The following is an 18,018-nucleotide window of genomic DNA, read 5'->3' as shown; positions in this document are numbered from 1 at the left end:
GCCATGGGCACACTCGGCATCACCGATTCCGTGCTCTCGCGTGCGCAGGCCGTCGCAGACGTCCTGGCTGACCAGGCCGACGCGCTGACCGGGCACGTCGACGCCTGGGAACTGCTCTCCGGCCGGGCCGCTCTGCTGGAACTGGCGCCGCAGGGCCGAGTCTCGGCAGGCGGGGCCACCCGACTGCTGCGCACCCTCGACGGCTGGAGTGCGTTGACGCTGTCGCGCACCGACGACCTCGCCGCGGTCCCCGCACTGCTGGAGGCCGACGACAGCGCCGACGATCCGTGGCCGGCAATCGAATGCTGGGCCGCGGCGCGGACCTCGGCGGACGTCGTGGAGCGCGCGGTGCTGCTGGGCCTGCCGGTGGCCGCCCTGGGCGAGGCCGAGGGCGCACCCCCGCGCGTGATCGGCTGTGGCACTGCGGGTCCGACGCGCCCGCTGGGGGAGCTGCTGGTGGTCGACCTGTCCTCGATGTGGGCCGGGCCCCTGTGTGGGCAACTGCTGTTCCGTGCAGGCGCGACCGTGGTCAAGGTCGAGAGCCCCGGCCGGCCCGACGGGACCAGACTGGGTGACCGCCGGTTCTTTGACTGGATGAATGCTGGAAAGCTCTGCTACGCAGCAGATTTCGACCGGGACCGGGACGCGCTGGCCCGTCTGCTTCAGGCCGCCGACGTGGTGCTGGAGGGTTCGCGTCCCGATGCGTTGACGCGCCGCGGCCTCGGACCGCATGACATTGCGCCGCTGTCCGGCCGGGTCTGGGTGCGCATCACCGGGCACGGCACGGACGAGAACGGCCGCGCTCGGGTGGCCTTCGGGGACGACGCCGCGGTGGCCGGTGGACTCGTGGGCCGCGGCCCCGACGGCCCGGTGTTCGTCGGTGACGCCATCGCCGACCCGTTGACGGGGCTCGCCGCGGCACACGCGGTGCTCGACGCCGTGCAGCGTGGAGGGGGTCTGCTCGCCGAGGTCGCGATGTCCGCAGTCGCGGCCACCTACGCGGCGGGTCCCTCCGGTGCCGTCGTCGACGCACCACCGGCCACCCCGGTCGGAATTGATTCTTCCGCAGCCGAATTGGGGGCGCATCAGGCCGAGGTCGAGGCTCTGGTCGCCGGCAGGATCGGCCCGCCGTGCTGATCCAGCGCGCGGCCCTGCTCGACGGCAGAACCGTCGACGTGCGCGTCGAGGAAACGGTCACCGCTGTCGGCCCGAACCTGTCTGCGCGCAGCGGAGAGGACGTGCTCGACGCCCGGGGCGGCCTGGTGCTGCCCGGCCTTCACGACCACCATGTGCATCTTCTGGCCACCGCCGCCGCGCTGGACTCCGTACGGGTGGGCCCGCCGCGGTCTCGCTCCGAGTTCGCCGCCGCACTGCAGCAGGCGCCGGTGGACGCCGACGGCTGGGTGCGCGCGGTCGGCTATCACGACTCGGTGGCCGGCCCACTGGATCGCGCGGTGCTGGATGCCCTGGTGCCGGACCGGCCGGTGCGTGTGCAGCACCGCAGTGGTGCGATGTGGGTGCTCAACTCGGCGGCCCTGGCCCGGGTGGGCCTCGGGGAAGACACCGACGGCCGACTGTTCCGCACGGACTCGCTGGCGGCCTGGCCACGGAGAGTGCCTGCGTTGGGCCCGCTGAGCGCGGTGCTGACGTCGTACGGTGTGACGGGCCTGACCGAGGCCACCCCCGGTCAGAGCCGCGCCGACCTCGAAAAGCTTGCCGCGGCACGGCGTTCAGGCCAACTGCGGCAGCGCCTGCACTGCATGGCACCGCCCGAGGTCGGCGAGGTCCCCGGCGTCACGCTGGGCGCGACCAAGGTCATCCTGGACGACCCGACGCTGGATCTGGACGCATTGACCGAATGGGTGCGCCGCTGCCATGACGGCGGACGTCCGGTCGCGGTGCACTGCGTGACCGACAGCCAACTGGTGGTGGCGCTGGCCGCGTTGCGCGCAGCCCGAACCCGCAGAGGGGACCGGATCGAGCACGCCGCCGTCGTCCCGCCGGATCTCCTCGGCGATCTGGCCGAACTCGGCGTCACGGTCGTGACCCAGCCCAACTTCGTCGCCGAGCGCGGCGACGAGTATCTGGACGACGTTCCCGCTGAACAGCTTCCGGATCTGTGGCGGGTGGCCACCCTGGTCAACGCCGGCGTCGCGGTCGCACTGTCCACGGATACCCCGTTCGGCGCTGCCGACCCGTGGGCCGCGATGCGCGCCGCGGTGCGCCGTCAGACTCCGGCGGGGGCGATTCTCGGTGAGGCCGAACGCGTTTCACCGCGCGCGGCGCTGACCATGTTCCTCGGTCACGCGTCGGACCCGGCCCGACCCCGCGCGGTGGCGGTGGGTGAGGCCGGTGACCTCGTGATGTTGTCGGCCGGGCCGCAGGAGGCCCTGAACGCACTCACCGCCGAGATGGTCTCGGCGACCATCATCGGCGGTGAGCTTGTTACGCAGTGATCAGTGCGGGAGTTCGCGGAACGCGGTCTCCTTGTAGGGCTCCGGCTCCTTGGGCAGGCCCAGGATGCGCTCGCCGACGATGTTGCGCTGGATCTGGTCGGTGCCGCCGCCGATCGAGGTGAAGTAGGCGTTGAGTGTGCGGAACGTGACGCCGTCGCCCACCGGGTTCTCGGGGCCCGCCAGCATCGACTCGGGCCCCACGATCTCGGTCTGCACCTTGGCCGTCTCGTGCAGGATGCGCGACATCGCGATCTTGCCGAGTGCCTGCAGGATGGCGCCTTCGATGCCGCGGGCGGCCTTGGCGCGCGCGGTGTTCCACTTGTTCACCGCCGCCAGGGCGTCCATCTTCGCGATCTGCTGACGCGTGTGGCTGTCGTCCAGCTTGCCGAACTCGCGGGCCAGACCGATCAGGGTGTCCTTGTCGTCGGTCTTCTCGACCTGCGGCTTGCTGGACGCCTTCGAGGTGCGGGCCAGGTCACCCATCAGGCGACGCTCGTAGCCCAGCGCGGACTGGAGCACGCCCCAACCACCGTTGAGCTCACCGATCAGGTTGTCGGCGGGAACCAACGCATCGGTGATGAACACCTCGTTGAACTCCGACTCACCGGTGATCTGGTGGATCGGGCGCACCTCGACGCCGTCCTGGCGCATGGGGAACATGAAGAAGCTGATCCCGCGGTGCTTGGGCACATCCCAGTCGGTGCGGGCCACCAGCAGGCCGTAGTCGGCGGTGGCCGCGAACGACGTCCACACCTTCTGGCCGTTGATGACGTAGTTGTCGCCGTCGCGGTCGGCGCGGGTGCGCAGGCCGGCGAGGTCCGATCCGGCGCCGGGCTCGCTGTAGAGCAGGCACCACTTGGTCTCACCGCGCAGCGACGGCGGCAGCAGGCGGCGCTTCTGCTCCTCGGTGCCGTGGTCGTGCAGTGTGCAGGCGAACAGGTTGGCGCGGTCATGGCCGGTCCCCTTGGCGCCCACCTCAGCGAATTCGGCTGCCACGATACGGGATTCGGCATCGCTCAGGCCGCGGCCGTACCACTCGGGCTCCCAGCTGGGCACGGCCCAGCCGTTCTCGAAGACCAGCTTGGCCCACTCGGCACGGTCCATGCCGGGCGTGAAGTTGGCGGCCAGCCATTCGCGGACCTCAGTGCGGATGTCGGTGCTCATCAGGCCCCCTTCAAGGTCAGGTAGCGCTCCCGGTGCGAGGCCGGGGTGCCGAGCAGTTGAGCGTCGCTGCGCGCGCGGCGCAGATACAGGTGTGAAGCGTGTTCCCAGGTGAAACCGATGCCGCCGTGCACCTGGATGCCGGTGGCCGCCACGTACACGTACGCGTCCGAGCAGTAGCCCTGCGCCAGCGCCAGATCGGCGGCCGCACCGTCGGCACCCGCGTCGAACGCCGCCGCGACGTGCCGTGCCGCCGACACTGACGACTCGGCCTCCAGCAGCATGTCGGTGCACATGTGCTTGACGGCCTGGAAGCTGCCGATCGCGCGACCGAACTGGAAGCGGGTCTTGGCATAGTCCACGGCCAGGCGCATAGCGCGCTGAGCGCCGCCCGCCTGCTCGCTGACCAGCGCGATGGAGCCGGCCTGCACCGCGGCACCGAACGCGTCGGCGCCCGCGCCGGCCTGGCCCACGAGGCGTGCCGGGGTGTTGTCGAACCGCACGTTGCTGAGCTTGCGCGTGAGGTCGACGGTGTTGCACAGCGTGACCTCGAGTCCCGGGGCGTCCGCCTCGGCGGCGAAGACCGATGGTCCGGCGTCGGTCTGTGCCAGGACGTAGACGACACCGGCGATCCCGGCGTCCAGCACGAACTTCTTCTCGCCGGTGAGGGTCCACTGCCCGCCGGACTCGGTGGCCGTGGTCTCGAGTTCGGTCGGCACCTCGGTCGAGTTGCCCTCGGCGAACGCCACCGTCGCGACCAACTCGCCTGCGGCGAGCTTCGGCAGCACGGAGCCCTGCTCGGCGTCGTCGGCCGTGGCAAGCAGCAGTGCGGGGGTCAGGACGGCCGAGGGGAGGAACGGGCCGCAGAACAGCGCGCTGCCCAATTCCTCGACCACGATGCCGAGGTCGCTGTAGCCCGCACCGGCGCCACCCTGCTCCTCGGGGATCAACAGGCCCAGCAGACCCATGTCTGCAAGCTCCTGCCAGGCGGCCTCGTCGAAGGCGGTGTCGGTCGCCATCAGCTCCCGCACGCGCTCCTCGGTGAAATGCCTGGTCATCAAGGCGCTGACGGCTTCGCGCAGCGCCTTCTGTTCGGCTGTCGCACTCACACTCATGCCAACAGTGTCACAGATGGCCGAACCCGGGCCGACGCCGGGTTGACACGTGTCGAGTTTTAACCCGCGAAGGCTACCGTGCAGGTCAGCCCAGTACGGCTCGCAAGCTCGCGCACTGCGCGCGGAAGAAGTTTCTGGAGACGTGCTTCTGCGGGGCGATCTGATCGAAGCCGTGGAACGCGCCCTCGACGACGTCGACTGTGCAGGGCACGCCCGCCTCGTGCAGGCGTTCGGCGTAGGTGAGGTCCTCATCGTGGAAAAGGTCGAGGGTTCCTACGCCGATCCAGGCGGGCGGCAGGCCGGCCAGATCGGTGCGGCGGGCGGGCACGACGGAGTTGGGATCGGCGTCGCCCAGGTAGGACTGCCAGCCGAACTGATTGCTGCGCGCATCCCAGAGTCGGAAGCCGGGATTGTCACCCTCGTTGTTCTTGCCGGTGCGGTCGTCGAGCATCGGATACACCAGATGCTGGGCCACGGGCGTGACCTCGCCGCGGTCGCGGGCCAGGAACGCCAACTGCGCGGCCAGACCCCCGCCGGCGCTGCCACCGGCGATCACGATCCGGTCCGGATCCACCGACGGCAGGCGCGCCAGCCACGTCAGCGCGGAGTGGCACTGCTCCAGGGCGGTGGGGTGGCGGTTCTCCGGTGAGAGTCCGTATTCCACTGAGGCGGTGGTGATCCCGAGCTCCTTGGTGAACCTGCGGCAGAGGTGGTCGTCCTGGGCGGCCGTGCCGATGACAAAACCACCACCGTGCAACCACAGCATCGCGGGCCCGGGTGAACTCTGACCCGCGGGGCGGTGCAGCCGGATCTCGACACCGTCGCTGGTGGTCAGCACCAGAAGGTTCTTGGCGGGCAGGCGCTTCTGCATGCGCGAGCCCACTCGGAACAGGGGGAGCGTCGCGGCGCGGATCGGAGATCGCGGGACGATTCGCGCCGCCTGCCGAAGATCGGGGTGCACCCTGTGACGCGAGGTCTCGACTGCCATACCGTCGACCCTACTGTCAACCCAGCAGGACCCTTCTGAAGTGCTCTCTTTCAAGATCAGCTCGGCGTGTCGCATTCCGACACGCGCCCCGGGCAAAAACAGGTAGACACTTCGCCAAAAGTGTCGTTACTGGTGGGTAGCGCGGGGGTACTCTCGCGAAATGACGGTTCGACCCGAGACCCGGTTTCCGGGTCCGACACTGTGGTCCCGCGCCAATTGGCTGCTGCGCGCACGCCCCTCCGACTATCTCCTCGCGGCCAGCCTGGCCTCCACGCAGTTGCCGGTGATCGGCAGACACCTGGAACCCCTCGGCGGGTACGCCGCGATGAGCGTCTGGGGCATGCGGCACGCCCCGGACATCGTCGCCGCGTCCGCGAAGTCCTGGTTCGCGCCCGGCGCGGGTGAACTCCGCAGGAGCCAACGGGATCAGACCCACGCGGTCTCCGATGCGGCACTGCGCGGCGTGGTACCGCCGACTGACCTCGAGATCGAATGGCCTGCGCCCGAGCGCACCCCGCCGGTGCTCAAGGCGCTCGAACACCGCAGGCTCCTGCACCGAGGATCGGTGCGCTACGGCGACAGCCCAACTCAACTGCTGGACGTCTGGCGGCGTAAGGATCTGCCGGCAGGCGCGCCGGTGATGCTCTTCGTCCCCGGCGGCGCGTGGGTGCACGGAAGCCGAATCCTGCAGGGGTACGCGCTGATGTCGCACCTTGCGGAGAACGGATGGGTGTGTCTTTCGGTCGACTACCGCGTGTCGCCCAACCATCGTTGGCCGCAGCATCTGCACGACGTCAAGGCTGCCATCGCGTGGGCGCGAGCCAACGTCGACAGATTCGGCGGGGACCGCAACTTCGTGACCATCGCGGGCTGTTCGGCGGGCGGGCATCTGGCGGCCCTGGCCGGCCTGACCGCCAATGACCCGGTATACCAAGAACATTTGGCGGACGGGTCGGACACCTCAGTGGACGCGGTCGTCGGGATCTACGGGCGCTACGACTGGCAGGACAAATCCACGACCGAAAGGGTGCGGTTCGTCGACTTCCTCGAGCGGGTCGTGGTCAAGCAGCGCATCGACGCCAACCCCGCGATCTTCCGGGATGCCTCGCCGATCGCCCGGGTGCACCGGGACGCGCCGCCGTTCTTCGTGGTGCACGGCAGCGGGGACACCATCATCCCCGTCGAGCAGGCCCGCGCCTTCGTGCATCGCCTGGAGAACGTGTCCACCTCACCGGTCGGCTACGTCGAACTGCCCGGCGCCGGACACGCCTTCGATATGACCGACGGTGCGCGCACCGGTTCGGCAGCGACGGCAATTAAATTGTTCCTCAATGAGATTCATCGCACACGTCACACAATCGGGGCCAAACAGATCATCTGATCCAGCTGCCGTTGTAATGTCCCGTGCAGGGGCGGGGTGAAACGGAGGGGTGCGATGAAAAGACTCACGGGGTGGGATTCCTTCCTGCTCTACAGCGAAGCGCCCAACGTGCACATGCACACCCTCAAGATCGCGATCGTCGAGATGGTGGACATGGGCGACCGCACGTTCGGCGTCAACGAGTTCCGCGATGTCATCCGGAGTCGGCTGCACCTGCTGGAACCGCTGTGCTGGGAGTTGGTGGACATCCCGTTCAAGTTCCACCACCCGATGTGGCGGGAGAACTGCGACATCGACTTCGAATACCACGTTCGGCCGCTGACGCTGCCCGCCCCAGGCGGCCGCCGCGAACTCGACGCCGCGATCGGTGAGATCGGATCCACCCAGCTGGACCGCAGTCGTCCGCTCTGGGAGATGTACTACATCGACGGACTGGCCGACGGCCGGATCGCCGTGGTCAACAAGATCCACCACGCCCTGGCCGACGGAGTGGCCTCGGCCAACCTGCTGGCCCGGGGAATGGACCTGCAGGCCGGCCCAGCGGCGGGGCCGTCCTACGCCCCCGACCCAGCGCCCACGCGGTCACAGCTCGTGCGGTCGGCGTTCCGCGATCACTTCCGCCAGATCGGCAAGGCGCCTTCGACGCTGAAGTACACCGCCCAAGGTGTGCAGCGTGTGCGCCGCAGTTCCCGCAAGTTCTCTCCGGAACTGACCCGGCCGTTCACCCCGCCCCCGACGTTCATGAACCACAAGATCAGCCCGGAACGGCGATTCGCCACCGCGTCGTTGTCGCTGGCCGACATCAAGGACACCAAGAGCGCGCTGGACGTGTCCATCAACGATCTGGTGCTGAGCATCTCGGCCGGTGCACTGCGCAAACTGCTGCTGCGCTACGACGGTCACGCCGACCATCCGCTGCTGGCCTCGGTACCGGTCAGCTTCGACTTCTCCCCGGAACGCATCTCGGGCAACCGGTTCACCGGCGTGCTGATGCCGGTGCCGGTGCACCTCGATGACCCGTTGAGCCGGGTCCAGCACACGCATGACGCCGCGGCCACCGCCAAGGAGAGCAACTTCCTGATCGGCCCGGAACTGGTGAGCCGCTGGTCGGACTACGTGCCGCCGGCCGGGATGGAGGCACTGTTCCGCTGGCTGTCGGGCAAGGACGTCGCCAACAAGGTGTTCAACCTCAACATCTCCAACGTTCCCGGCCCGCGTGAGTACGGGCGGGTGGGCGGCGCCCTGGTGACCGAGATCTACAGCGTCGGCCCGGTCACCGCGGCCAGCGGCCTGAACATCACGGTGTGGAGCTACGTCGACCAGCTCAACATCTCGGTGCTCGCCGACAGCGATACGCTCGACGACGCGCACGAACTGACCACCGCAATGGTTGCCGAGTTCATCGAGATCCGCCGTGCGGCAGGGCTTTCCGAGCCACTCAGGGTTGTCGAGAAGGCGATGGCGCAATAGCCTCCGCCGTCACGTGCCTGCGCGCCTGCACATAGGACAGGAACCGCTCGATCGCTTCGGCCGTGTAGTGCCCACGCGGTGAGCCGAAGATGTCGAACGCGTGTTGGGCGTGCGGGATCTCCGAGTAGGCGACGGCCGAGTTCGACACCTCACGCAGCGCGTCGACGAACTCGCGTGCCTCGGGCACCGGAATCAGTGAGTCGTCGGTGCCGTGCAGGACGAAGAACGGCGGCGCGTCGGCGCGCAGGCGCTTGATCGGGGAGGCGTCGAGGTACAGCTGCCGGCCCTTGGTCAGCCCGACCTTGGTGACCACCCAGCTCAGAAGCTGCATGAACTCGCGGCGGCCGCGACCCTCGGTGCTGAACCAGTCGTAGCGGCCGTACACCGGCACCGCCGCCACCACCGAGGTGTCGGCGTCTTCGAACCCGGGCTGGAAGTCGGGGTCGTTGGGGGTCAGGGCGGTCAGCGCGGTCAGGTGTCCGCCGGCCGATCCGCCCGTGATCGCCACGAAGTCGGGGTCGCCGCCGTAGTCGGCGATGTTCTCCTTGATCCAGGCCAGCGCGCGTTTGACGTCGACGATGTGGTCGGGCCAGGTGTTGCGCGGGCTGACCCGGTAGGCGATCGACACGCACACCCACCCGCGTTCGGCCAGATGACTCAGCATGGGGTAGGCCTGTGGGCGCCGCATGCCGATGGTCCAGGCGCCGCCGGGGACCTGCAGCAGCACGGGTGCTTTACCGTCTCTGGGCAGATCGCCGCGCCGCCAGATGTCGGCCAGGTTGGCGCCGCCGTAGGGGCCGTATGAGATGGATTCGGTCTTCTCGACGTAGCGACGACGGGACAAGCCGGTGCCGACCACGCCTGCGTGCTTGCGGGCCTGCTGGGCCGGCTGCGACGTGGCCGCGATCTCGCGGTAGTTCTCGCCCAGCGCCTCCTTCAGACCCGCGTCGAAGTACGGTTCGGACGCGACGTTGCGGCGCGTCAACAGCGCGAGGAGGCCCCACGAGACGGCGTGCAGCAGCAGCGCGAGGCGGCCACGCCTGCTGGCGAAGTCGCCGCGGATACCGCGGCGCAGCGCGTCGGCCGCGGACGCGGTCAGGTAGAACGGCGCCAGTTCCGTGGTGGGCCAGCCGAATGCGAAGACAGGGATGGACAGGTACCCGTTGCGTGCCAGCGGTCGAACGCCGTTGGCGGCGTTGGCCAATTCAAGCGCGGCACGGGCCAGCGTCCACTTGTCATTCGGTTTTCGCCTGAGCCTCAAGTTCACGGCGCAGCACCTTTCCGGTGTTGTTGCGGGGCAGTTCGTCCAGCACGGTGATGGTTCGGGGCACCTTGTAATTGGCCAGGTTCTCCCGGACGTGTGCTTTGAGGTCATCGGGGGACGCTGCGGCGCCGTCGGTGAGGACGACGAAGGCCATCAACCTCTGACCGTACTCCTGGTCTTCGACCCCGATGACGCTCGCCTCCGCGACGTCCGGGTGCGTGGTCAGGGTCTTCTCGACCTCGATGGGGTAGACGTTCTCGCCGCCCGAGACGATCATCTCGTCGTCGCGTCCGACCACGAAAAGCCTTCCGGCATCATCGAATCGGCCCAGATCGCCCGAGGCCATGAAGCCGTCGTGGAAGCTCTTGGTGGCGCCGTTGGTGTACCCGTCGAACTGTGATCCGTTTCTCACGAAGATCTGGCCGATGTCACCGACCGGGACCTCTCGGTGTTCGGCGTCGAGGATGCGCACCTCGGTGCCCACCGCGGGTCGGCCCGCGGTGTCGGGAGCGGCCCGCAGGTCAGCCGGGGTGGCGGTGGCGATCATGCCGGCCTCGGTGGCGTTGTAGTTGTTGTAGATGACGTCGCCGAACTCATCCATGAATTTGGTCACCACATCGGGGCGCATGCGGGATCCGGAGGCCGTGGCGAACCGCAGCGAGCGTCCGCTGTAGCGGGCCCGCACGTCGTCGGGCAGATCCATGATCCGGTCGAACATCACCGGCACGACACAGAGGCCGTAGGCGCGGTGCCGGTCGATCAACTCCAGCGTGGCCTCGGGGTCGAATTTCCGGCGGGTGACCACAGTGCACGACATCGAGGCCGCGAACACCAGTTGGGAGAAGCCCCAGGCATGGAACATCGGGGCGACCACCACGACGGTCTTGTCGGTGCGCCACGGCACCCGATCCAGGATCGCCTTGAGCTCGCCCAGTCCGCCGCCGGCGTGCTTGGCGCCCTTGGGCGTTCCCGTGGTGCCCGAGGTGAGCAGGATCAGTCGCCCCCGGGACTCGGGCGGTGCGGGCCGGCGTCCGAGGTGGGACTCGATGAGCGTCTCGACGGTCTGGTTGCCCTGCGGGGCGTCGGTCCAGGCGACGACGCGCGTGGCCTCCGGACGATCGGCCAGGGCGCGATCCACGGTCGTGGTGAACTCGTCGTCGTAGATGAGCACGTCGACGTTCTCCCGGTTGACCACCTCGGCGAGGGCGGGACCGGCGAACGAGGTGTTCAGGAGCAGCACGTTGGCGCCGATCCGGGTGGCCGCGATCAGGGATTCGACGAACCCGCGGTGGTTGCGGCACATGATGCCGACGCAGCGCGCACCCTGCTCCTGCAGTGCGACGGCCAACGCGTCGGCCCGCCGGTCGATCTGCGCGAAGGTCAGCTCACCGATCTCGTCGACGAGCGCCACGGAGTCCGGACTGCGCTGGGCCGACATGGCGAAACCGCTTGCCACCGAACGGGCTTCGCGTTGCGCCGCCGCCATCACGCGCAGGTACTTGTCGGGGCGCATGGGGGCGATCACGCCCGCGCGGGCCATCGTGGTGAGGAGACCGGCAGCCGAGAGCACCGGGGAGGCCAGTTGGCCCAGAACCGGAATGTTGGGCATCTGAGGTCAGCCGATCACCGGGAAACGGCGCTCCTGCGCCAACTGGTCCAGGGCGCGCTGCATGACGCGGCGCACATGGGCGTCGACCTCGTCGATGTCGGGGTCCTCCCCGAACTGCGCGACGATGTCGATCGGTTCGAGCACCTGCTGGACGATCTTGGTGGGCAGGGGCAGATTCACCGGGACCACGGCGGAGAGACCGAACGGGAAGCCGAACGACAGCGGCAGGATCTTGGCCCGCACCAGTTTGTCGAGGCGCAGCAGCTTGGCCAGTTCGGTGCCGCGGGACAGGTAGATCTGGCTCTCCTGGCCGCCGATGCCGACCACCGGCACGATGGGCACGCCCGCGTTGAGCGCGGCCGTGATGTAGCCCGTGCGTCCGCCGAAATCGATCTTGTTGCGGGCCGTGGTGGGGCGGTAGACGTCGTAGTCGCCTCCCGGGAAGACGACGACGACGCCGCCCGAGCGCAAGGCCTCGTCGGCGTTGCTGTGGTTGGCGGGGATGAATCCGGTCTTGCGGAAGAAGTCGGCCGTCGGACCGGTGAACATCAGATCGAAGCTCAGCGTGTACACCGGACGTTCGTAGCCGTAGTGGTCGTAGAAGGCGATAGCGAACACCGGGACGTCCATCGCGAACAGGCCGCCCGAGTGGTTGCCGACCGCCAGGGCGCCGCCGGCGGGGAAGTGCTCGAGTCCACGCACCTCCGAGCGGTGCCACAGCTTGGTCAGCGGCCGGATCAGGCCCATCACGGTCTCGGTCAGGCCGGGATCCCACTTGGCGATCTCACCGGCGCTGATGTCGACATCGTTGGCGTTGCTCGGGCTCACCGTGTCCCCCTGGGGCCGAATTGAAACGTGTTCTAGTTTTGATGGTACCGACCACTCGGGTGTTGTGGGCAATCCGAAGATCGGGGCAACCCCCGATGGGCTTACCGTACCGTTTACGATGGCGGCGTGAGCGAAGAGAGCACCGAACCCGCAGTTCTGGTCGAACAGCGCGACCGCATCCTGATCGTCACCATCAACAGGCCCAAGGCGAAGAACGCCGTGAATCTGGCCGTCAGCCAGGGCCTCGCCGACGCGATGGACCGCCTCGATTCAGACCCCGGTCTGTCCGTCGGCATCGTCACCGGCGCCGGAGGGTCCTTCTGTGCCGGCATGGACCTCAAGGCATTCGCCCGCGGCGAGCGCTGCGACATCGACGGACGGGGCCTGGGCTTCACCCAGCGTCCGCCGGACAAGCCGCTGATCGCTGCGGTCGAGGGCTACGCCCTGGCGGGTGGCACCGAGGTGGCGCTGTCGACCGACCTGATCGTGGCCGCCAACGATTCGGCCTTCGGCATCCCCGAGGTCAAGCGTGGGCTGGTGGCAGGCGGCGGCGGCCTGCTGCGCCTGCCGCAGCGCATCCCGTACGCCATCGCGATGGAGCTCGCGCTGACCGGTGACAACCTGTCCGCGCAGCGGGCGCATGAGCTCGGTCTGGTGAGCGTGCTGGCCGAACCGGGTCAGGCCCTCGACGCCGCGATCGCGCTCGCGGAGAAGATCACCGCCAACGGTCCGCTGGCCGTGGCCGCGACCAAGAAGATCATCGTGCAGTCGCGCTACTGGGGCGCAGAGGAGCAGTGGACCGAGCAGATGAAGATCCTCGCGCCGGTGTTCATGTCCAAGGACGCCAAGGAGGGGGCCGTCGCCTTCGCCGAGAAGCGCGCCCCCAACTGGACCGGCAGCTGATCTGACACCGGTTGCCGAGGGAGTGGCTCTCGGCAACCGCAGTTCGGTGTCGAAAACTCGCTTGACCTCAACCTGGGTTGAGGCGGCAGCATGGCGGCATGGTTGCAGAGGCACTGCGGGTTGAGTCGACAGTCGACGTCGGCGACTACCTGGCACGCATCGGCTGGGCCGGACCAGTCGCACCGACGCTGGACGTGCTGCGCGCCCTGGTCAGCGCGCACCTGACGCACATCGCGTTCGAGAACCTCGACCCGCTGATGGGCATTCCGGTTGGTGATCTGAGCGTCGAAGCGCTCTTCGCGAAGATGGTGCACCGGAGTCGCGGCGGTTACTGCTTCGAGCAGAACGGCCTGTTCCGGTACGTGCTTGAGAGCGTGGGTTTCTTCGTCGACGCCCTGACGGCCCGCGTGGTGTGGATGAATCCCGACGGGGTCGATGCGACGCCGGGCCCGCTCACGCATCAACTCCTTGCGGTGCGCATACCGGGTGTGGCACAGCGGTATCTGGTCGACGTCGGCTTCGGCGGGCAGACGCTCACGGCGCCCATCGAATTCACGCCCGGCCTGGTGCAGCAGACTCCGAACGAGCCGTACCGCATCGGCGTCCACGGGGGCGACTTCGTGCTCGAGACGCTGATCGGTGACACCTGGCGGCCGTTGTACCTCTTCGCCGACGAACCCCGTCCTCCGATCGACCTTCAGGTCGGAAGCTGGTACGTCTCAACGCATCCCGAATCGACGTTTGTGGTGGGCCTGAGCGCGTCGAAGATCGTCGACGGAGCGCGGTGGAACCTGCGGGGCCGAAATCTCGCGGTGCACAGCGTCGGCGCCCCCACCGAGCACGTCCGCTATGCGAACGCCTCCCAGGTGCTCGAGGTGCTGATGAACACCTTCGGCCTTGACGTGGGCGGGATCGGGGACGTGCACGACCGGATCACCGAGGTGCTGGACGCCTGATCACTGCGCCCAGGTCAGCGCATCCCACAGCGTTCCGTCGGAGCCACCCGCCGCGTCGAAGGCGCGTCGGCCAAGTCTGCGCGCGTAGTGACCCGTGCTCCCGAACTCGGTGATCCAACTGTGTGCGCGGTTGGTCGCGGACCACAGCTGATGCTCCATCGTCACCCCGATCGCACCGTGCAACTGGTGCGCCGTGGTGCTGACGGCCGGGACCACACGACCCAGGGTGATCTTGGCCAGCGTCACCGCGTAGTCGGCCTGCGCGCTGGCGAACCCATGGTCGGCCGCGGCTGTCACCGCGAGTGTGCTTGCAGCACGCGCTCTTTCGATCTCCCCGGCCATGCCGGCAAGGGAGTGCTGGACGGCTTGGAAGCGGCTCAGCGCCCGCCCGAACTGCACGCGCTCGCGGGTGTGGGCCACGGTCATCTCGGCGGCCGCGTCGAGCACACCCATGATCTGCACGCAACGCGCCCACGCCCCGCGCCGGGTCAGTTCGTCGGCGACGGCGGCGCCGCACGGCACGGCATCGGCGGGAATGGCGGCGCGCACCAGGTCGCGGGGTTCGCCGGCCAGGTTGTGCCCGTCGGTGATGTCCAACTCGTCGGGGCGCGCGACCGCCACCCGCAATCCGTCGTCGGTGCGGGCCGCGAGCACCACCGCCGCGCAGGCCCGTGTCCACGGCACGCCGCGCGCGGCGCCGTCGGCGTCCACGACGGCCAGGGTCAGCGGTCCGCTTTCCGGCACCGGCACGCCCGCGGTCTGCGCCAGCCAGGCGGCCAGCAGGTCGGTTTCGGCGACGGGCGCGGCGACCGCGTGCCGGGCCAGGCCGCGCAGCACGATGGCGGCCTCGGTGGGGCCCGCACCGAGATCCTCGGTGGTGGTCAGCCGACTCAGGCCGGTGTCCTCGAGAGTGGACCAGGCCTCGGAGTCGAACGCCTCGGGCAGTTTTCGCTGCCCGATTCGGGCCTCGAACGACCGGCGGCCGATGTCGTCGACGAGCGCGCGCAACTCGCTGTGCTCGTCGGAGGATCCGTCGCCGCCCGAAGTCGCGAAGACCCCGCCCGCCAATGCGTCACTCATCGCAACCCCATCCCGCGTGCCACGACACCGCGCAGCACTTCGTTGGTGCCTCCACGCAGCGTGACCATCGGCGAGTGCACGCGCGCGATGTCGAGCATCGCGCGCAACCGGTCCTGATGCGGGGAGTCGTCGTCGAGGTGGTCCAGCAGGTCGGTGACCAGGTTGACGGAGTCCTGCTCGAACCGCGTGCCCAGATCCTTCACGAGGGCGGCCTGGTTGGCGGCGGACTCCCCGGCCGCGAGCGCGCGGGCCACCGACACCGACAACTGCCGCAGCGACACCAGGCGGGCCACCAGATCGCCGACCGCGGCCGCACCGGCGTCGGACGACTGCTGCGCCAACGCGCGGATCGCCGCCAAAATCACGGTGACCGTGGACAACACCCGTTCGGGCCCGCTGCGTTCGAAGGACAGCTCGGCCGTCACCTGATGCCAGCCGTCACCGATCTCACCGAGCACGTCGGCGTCCGGGACGAACACGTCGTCGAAGATGGTCTCGTTGAAGTGGTGTTGGCCGTCCATCGACACGATCGGGTCGATCGTGACCCCGCCCGCGTCGGTGGGCACCAGGAACTGGCTGAACCCGGCATGGCGATGGTCGGGATCGGGTGGGCTGGTGCGGGCCAGCACCACCACCTGGTGGGCCAGGTGTGCGCCGCTGGTCCACACCTTGCGGCCGTTGAGCACCCACCCGCCGTCGGTGCGCGTCGCCCGGGTGGCCGCGGCGGCCAGGTCGGAACCCGACTGGGGTTCGCTCATGCCGATCGCCGAGTAGAACCGACCCGCGGCGATGCGGGGCAGGATGCGGTGCCGCTGCTCCTCGGTGCCGTAGGCCAGCAGACCGGGCGCGACCTGCCGATCGGCGATCCAGTGCGCGGCCACCGGGGCGCCGGCGACCAGCAGTTCCTCGGTGACGACGTAGCGGTGAAGATGGCTCAGGCCGCGACCGCCGTACTCGGTGGGAATCGTCAGGCCCAGGAATCCCGCGTCACCGAGGCGCGCACTGAAGCCCTCCTCCCACGCCGACAGCCACGTGTCCACACCGGGTTCCCAGCCGTACTCGGCGCGGTCGGCGGTCAGGAAGTCGCGGACCGAGGCGCGCAGCGCCGCCAGTTCGGGTTCGTCGGCGCACAACGCGTCGAAACTGCTCACGGCGGTCAATCCTTGCACGCACGGCGCAGCAGGAATCGTCATGTCCACGGCGGGCCCTGCACGGAATACTCGGACAACGTGAGCGCCGAACCGTTCGTGGGCACCGGACGAGACCGATTACGGGAACTGCTTGACGCGGTCGTGCCCGGTGACGAGTCCGCGGCCGGGGTGCCGGACATGGCGCGGCGCATCCATGCGTCGGAGTTCCACTTCTCTCGCGAGGTGCGGCGACTGACCGGAGAACCACCCGCGGCGCTGCGGCGCAGGATCATGCTCGAGAGGGCCGCGTGGCGGCTGGGGCGCGGTGAGGGCGTCGCGGAGGTCGCCGCGGCCGAGGGCTGGTCGTCGCCCGAGGTGTTCTCCCGAGCGTTCCGGCGCAGTTTCGGCGTCCCGCCGTCACAGGTCGCGGAGTCCGGGCGCGGTTTTCGGCTGCCCGCGCCCAACGGTCTGCACTTCCACCCGCCGCAGTCGCTGTGGATCGACGCCGAACCCGGTGGCCATCAGGACTCCGCGGTGTCGCGGTTGATGATCGACCATGACATCGCCGACACCGCGCACCTGATCCGGCGGGCCGAATGCCTCACGAAAGACCAATGGACACAGGAGCTTTCGCCGGGCCAGGTGGTGCTGGAGTGGGACGGTCCCGAACCCAGCGTCGGCGCGGTGCTCGCTGCGATCGTGTGGACCAAGGAGGTGTGGCTGGCCAGCATCGAGGGCCGTGACCAGCCGTCGCGGGAGCACGCGGATCCCGCGACGACACCGCAGGACCTGGCCGCCCACCACGACGACGTCAGCCGTCGATGGGTGGCCATGGTCACCGACGTCACGGCGCGGGGAAGGTTGTCCGACACCGTGATCGACGCACTGTGCGATCCACCCGAGTCGTTCCAGCTGTTCGGCATCGTCGCGCACGTGCTGACCTACTCCGCTCACCGCCGCGGACTCGCGCGGGCCATGCTGGCACGCCTGGGCGTGCCCGCCGGGATGGGCGACCCCCTGGACTGGATGAGGAGCCATTGATGTCGACCGTGTACTTCACCGCCTCGAGCCTGGACGGGTTCATCGTCGACACCGACGACAGCCTCGATTGGTTGACGTCGCGGGCCGTCGACGCCGACGGGCCGTTCGGCTACGAGGCCTTCATCTCGACGATCGGCGCGCTGGTGATGGGGTCGAAGACCTATGACTGGATCCTGCGCAACCATCCCGGCGAGTGGATGTACACCCAGCCCTCCTGGGTCATCACGCACCGCCCCGAGATCATCGCCCCCGGTCATCCCGTGGAGACGTTCGCCGGACCCGCCGAAGAGTTGCATCCGCGTCTGGTCGAGGCCGCGGGCGGCAAGGACGTGTGGATCGTGGGCGGGGGAGAGGTGGCCGCACAGTTCCAGGGCGCCGGCCTGATCGACGAGATGATCGTGACGTATGCGCCCTGCACGCTGGGCGCGGGCGCGCGTCTGCTGCCCACCAGGTCGGAGTGGGTGCTGGCCGATTCGGGGGTCAACGCCGACTTCGTCTGCGCGCGCTGGCGCAGAGCGGGGGATAGGAGCTGGGGGATGGGGGCTGGGGGATAGGCCTAGGGGATAGCCTGTCGGCCCCGCCGAGATTGCCCTGAGGGCTGTCAGTCGCGGTGCCGAACGACCCTCAGCGCAATCT

The 18,018-nt window shown here is 68.9% G+C and carries 16 protein-coding genes; 8 read left to right on the top strand and 8 right to left on the bottom strand.

Annotated elements, in window-relative coordinates; all coding sequences use genetic code 11:
* The first annotated feature begins 3 nt into the window (after positions 1-3).
* Both G6N34_RS22225 and G6N34_RS22220 read left to right on the top strand, forming a co-directional pair.
* Positions 4-1,137 (top strand): CoA transferase, encoded by a 1,134-nt coding sequence (locus G6N34_RS22225; RefSeq protein WP_085157017.1) that lies wholly within the window; start codon positions 4-6, stop codon positions 1,135-1,137.
* Positions 1,131-2,456: an amidohydrolase family protein gene (locus G6N34_RS22220; RefSeq protein WP_085157014.1), complete on the top strand. Its 1,326-nt coding sequence runs from the start codon at positions 1,131-1,133 to the stop codon at positions 2,454-2,456. The genes G6N34_RS22225 and G6N34_RS22220 overlap by 7 nt, the downstream gene beginning before the upstream one ends.
* Here G6N34_RS22220 and G6N34_RS22215 read toward each other — a convergent pair whose 3' ends face one another.
* From G6N34_RS22215 to G6N34_RS22205, 3 genes are all read right to left on the bottom strand, one after another.
* On the bottom strand, positions 2,457-3,620 hold the full coding sequence (locus G6N34_RS22215) for an acyl-CoA dehydrogenase family protein (RefSeq protein WP_085157010.1): 1,164 nt from the start codon (positions 3,618-3,620) through the stop codon (positions 2,457-2,459).
* A complete protein-coding gene (locus tag G6N34_RS22210) occupies positions 3,620-4,732 on the bottom strand; it encodes an acyl-CoA dehydrogenase family protein (RefSeq protein ID WP_085157007.1) in 1,113 nt (370 codons plus the stop codon). Before G6N34_RS22210 ends, G6N34_RS22215 begins: the two co-directional genes overlap by 1 nt.
* 85 nt (positions 4,733-4,817) lie before the next feature.
* Positions 4,818-5,720, bottom strand: a complete 903-nt coding sequence (locus G6N34_RS22205) for an alpha/beta hydrolase (RefSeq protein ID WP_085157004.1) — start codon at positions 5,718-5,720, stop codon at positions 4,818-4,820.
* A 160-nt stretch (positions 5,721-5,880) separates the two neighbouring features.
* Between G6N34_RS22205 and G6N34_RS22200 the strand changes: the two genes are divergently transcribed.
* The gene (locus G6N34_RS22200) at positions 5,881-7,101 is read left to right on the top strand and encodes an alpha/beta hydrolase (protein WP_085157000.1); all 1,221 of its coding nucleotides are present in this window, start codon (positions 5,881-5,883) and stop codon (positions 7,099-7,101) included.
* Positions 7,102-7,155: 54 nt separating this feature from the next.
* Positions 7,156-8,571: a WS/DGAT/MGAT family O-acyltransferase gene (locus G6N34_RS22195; protein ID WP_085156997.1), complete on the top strand. Its 1,416-nt coding sequence runs from the start codon at positions 7,156-7,158 to the stop codon at positions 8,569-8,571.
* On the opposite strand, the gene G6N34_RS22190 is transcribed toward G6N34_RS22195, so the two are convergent.
* The 3 genes from G6N34_RS22190 to G6N34_RS22180 are packed head-to-tail and all read right to left on the bottom strand — an operon-like array spanning position 8,540 to position 12,191.
* On the bottom strand, positions 8,540-9,838 hold the full coding sequence (locus G6N34_RS22190; RefSeq protein ID WP_234813110.1) for an alpha/beta hydrolase: 1,299 nt from the start codon (positions 9,836-9,838) through the stop codon (positions 8,540-8,542). The genes G6N34_RS22195 and G6N34_RS22190 overlap by 32 nt on opposite strands.
* A complete protein-coding gene (fadD12, locus tag G6N34_RS28135; protein WP_085156991.1) occupies positions 9,807-11,444 on the bottom strand; it encodes an acyl-CoA ligase FadD12 in 1,638 nt (545 codons plus the stop codon). The genes G6N34_RS22190 and fadD12 overlap by 32 nt, the downstream gene beginning before the upstream one ends.
* Before the next feature lie 6 nt (positions 11,445-11,450).
* Positions 11,451-12,191, bottom strand: coding sequence for a 1-acyl-sn-glycerol-3-phosphate acyltransferase (locus G6N34_RS22180; RefSeq protein WP_085157296.1), 741 nt, complete (start codon positions 12,189-12,191; stop codon positions 11,451-11,453).
* A gap of 207 nt (positions 12,192-12,398) precedes the next feature.
* Between G6N34_RS22180 and G6N34_RS22175 the strand changes: the two genes are divergently transcribed.
* Positions 12,399-13,175, top strand: coding sequence for a crotonase/enoyl-CoA hydratase family protein (locus G6N34_RS22175; RefSeq protein WP_085156989.1), 777 nt, complete (start codon positions 12,399-12,401; stop codon positions 13,173-13,175).
* A gap of 98 nt (positions 13,176-13,273) precedes the next feature.
* Positions 13,274-14,131, top strand: coding sequence for an arylamine N-acetyltransferase family protein (locus G6N34_RS22170; protein WP_085156986.1), 858 nt, complete (start codon positions 13,274-13,276; stop codon positions 14,129-14,131).
* On the opposite strand, the gene G6N34_RS22165 is transcribed toward G6N34_RS22170, so the two are convergent.
* On the bottom strand, positions 14,132-15,211 hold the full coding sequence (locus G6N34_RS22165; RefSeq protein WP_085156983.1) for an acyl-CoA dehydrogenase family protein: 1,080 nt from the start codon (positions 15,209-15,211) through the stop codon (positions 14,132-14,134).
* Positions 15,208-16,404, bottom strand: a complete 1,197-nt coding sequence (locus G6N34_RS22160; RefSeq protein WP_179965791.1) for an acyl-CoA dehydrogenase family protein — start codon at positions 16,402-16,404, stop codon at positions 15,208-15,210. The genes G6N34_RS22165 and G6N34_RS22160 overlap by 4 nt, the downstream gene beginning before the upstream one ends.
* A gap of 36 nt (positions 16,405-16,440) precedes the next feature.
* Here G6N34_RS22160 and G6N34_RS22155 point away from each other — a divergent pair, with 36 nt between their 5' ends.
* Both G6N34_RS22155 and G6N34_RS22150 read left to right on the top strand, forming a co-directional pair.
* The gene (locus G6N34_RS22155) at positions 16,441-17,382 is read left to right on the top strand and encodes a helix-turn-helix domain-containing protein (RefSeq protein ID WP_272937826.1); all 942 of its coding nucleotides are present in this window, start codon (positions 16,441-16,443) and stop codon (positions 17,380-17,382) included.
* A complete protein-coding gene (locus G6N34_RS22150; RefSeq protein ID WP_085156977.1) occupies positions 17,382-17,936 on the top strand; it encodes a dihydrofolate reductase family protein in 555 nt (184 codons plus the stop codon). Before G6N34_RS22155 ends, G6N34_RS22150 begins: the two co-directional genes overlap by 1 nt.
* Positions 17,937-18,018 lie beyond the last annotated feature (82 nt).

It is taken from the genome of Mycolicibacterium confluentis, assembly GCF_010729895.1.
GTDB lineage: Bacteria > Actinomycetota > Actinomycetes > Mycobacteriales > Mycobacteriaceae > Mycobacterium > Mycobacterium confluentis.
This window is presented reverse-complemented; position numbering and strand designations above follow the sequence as displayed.

Excerpts from the sequence above, each read along its gene's own strand:
- G6N34_RS22150 (WP_085156977.1), top strand. The coding sequence starts at position 17,382 with ATGTCGACCGTGTACTTCACCGCCTCGAGCCTGGACGGGTTCATCGTC.
- G6N34_RS22165 (WP_085156983.1), bottom strand. The coding sequence starts at position 15,211 with ATGAGTGACGCATTGGCGGGCGGGGTCTTCGCGACTTCGGGCGGCGAC.
- G6N34_RS22180 (WP_085157296.1), bottom strand. The coding sequence starts at position 12,191 with ATGGGCCTGATCCGGCCGCTGACCAAGCTGTGGCACCGCTCGGAGGTG.
- G6N34_RS22210 (WP_085157007.1), bottom strand. The coding sequence starts at position 4,732 with ATGAGTGTGAGTGCGACAGCCGAACAGAAGGCGCTGCGCGAAGCCGTC.
- G6N34_RS22205 (WP_085157004.1), bottom strand. The coding sequence starts at position 5,720 with ATGGCAGTCGAGACCTCGCGTCACAGGGTGCACCCCGATCTTCGGCAG.
- G6N34_RS22170 (WP_085156986.1), top strand. The coding sequence starts at position 13,274 with ATGGTTGCAGAGGCACTGCGGGTTGAGTCGACAGTCGACGTCGGCGAC.
- G6N34_RS22200 (WP_085157000.1), top strand. The coding sequence starts at position 5,881 with ATGACGGTTCGACCCGAGACCCGGTTTCCGGGTCCGACACTGTGGTCC.
- G6N34_RS22160 (WP_179965791.1), bottom strand. The coding sequence starts at position 16,404 with ATGACGATTCCTGCTGCGCCGTGCGTGCAAGGATTGACCGCCGTGAGC.
- fadD12 (WP_085156991.1), bottom strand. The coding sequence starts at position 11,444 with ATGCCCAACATTCCGGTTCTGGGCCAACTGGCCTCCCCGGTGCTCTCG.
- G6N34_RS22195 (WP_085156997.1), top strand. The coding sequence starts at position 7,156 with ATGAAAAGACTCACGGGGTGGGATTCCTTCCTGCTCTACAGCGAAGCG.
- G6N34_RS22225 (WP_085157017.1), top strand. The coding sequence starts at position 4 with ATGGGCACACTCGGCATCACCGATTCCGTGCTCTCGCGTGCGCAGGCC.
- G6N34_RS22215 (WP_085157010.1), bottom strand. The coding sequence starts at position 3,620 with ATGAGCACCGACATCCGCACTGAGGTCCGCGAATGGCTGGCCGCCAAC.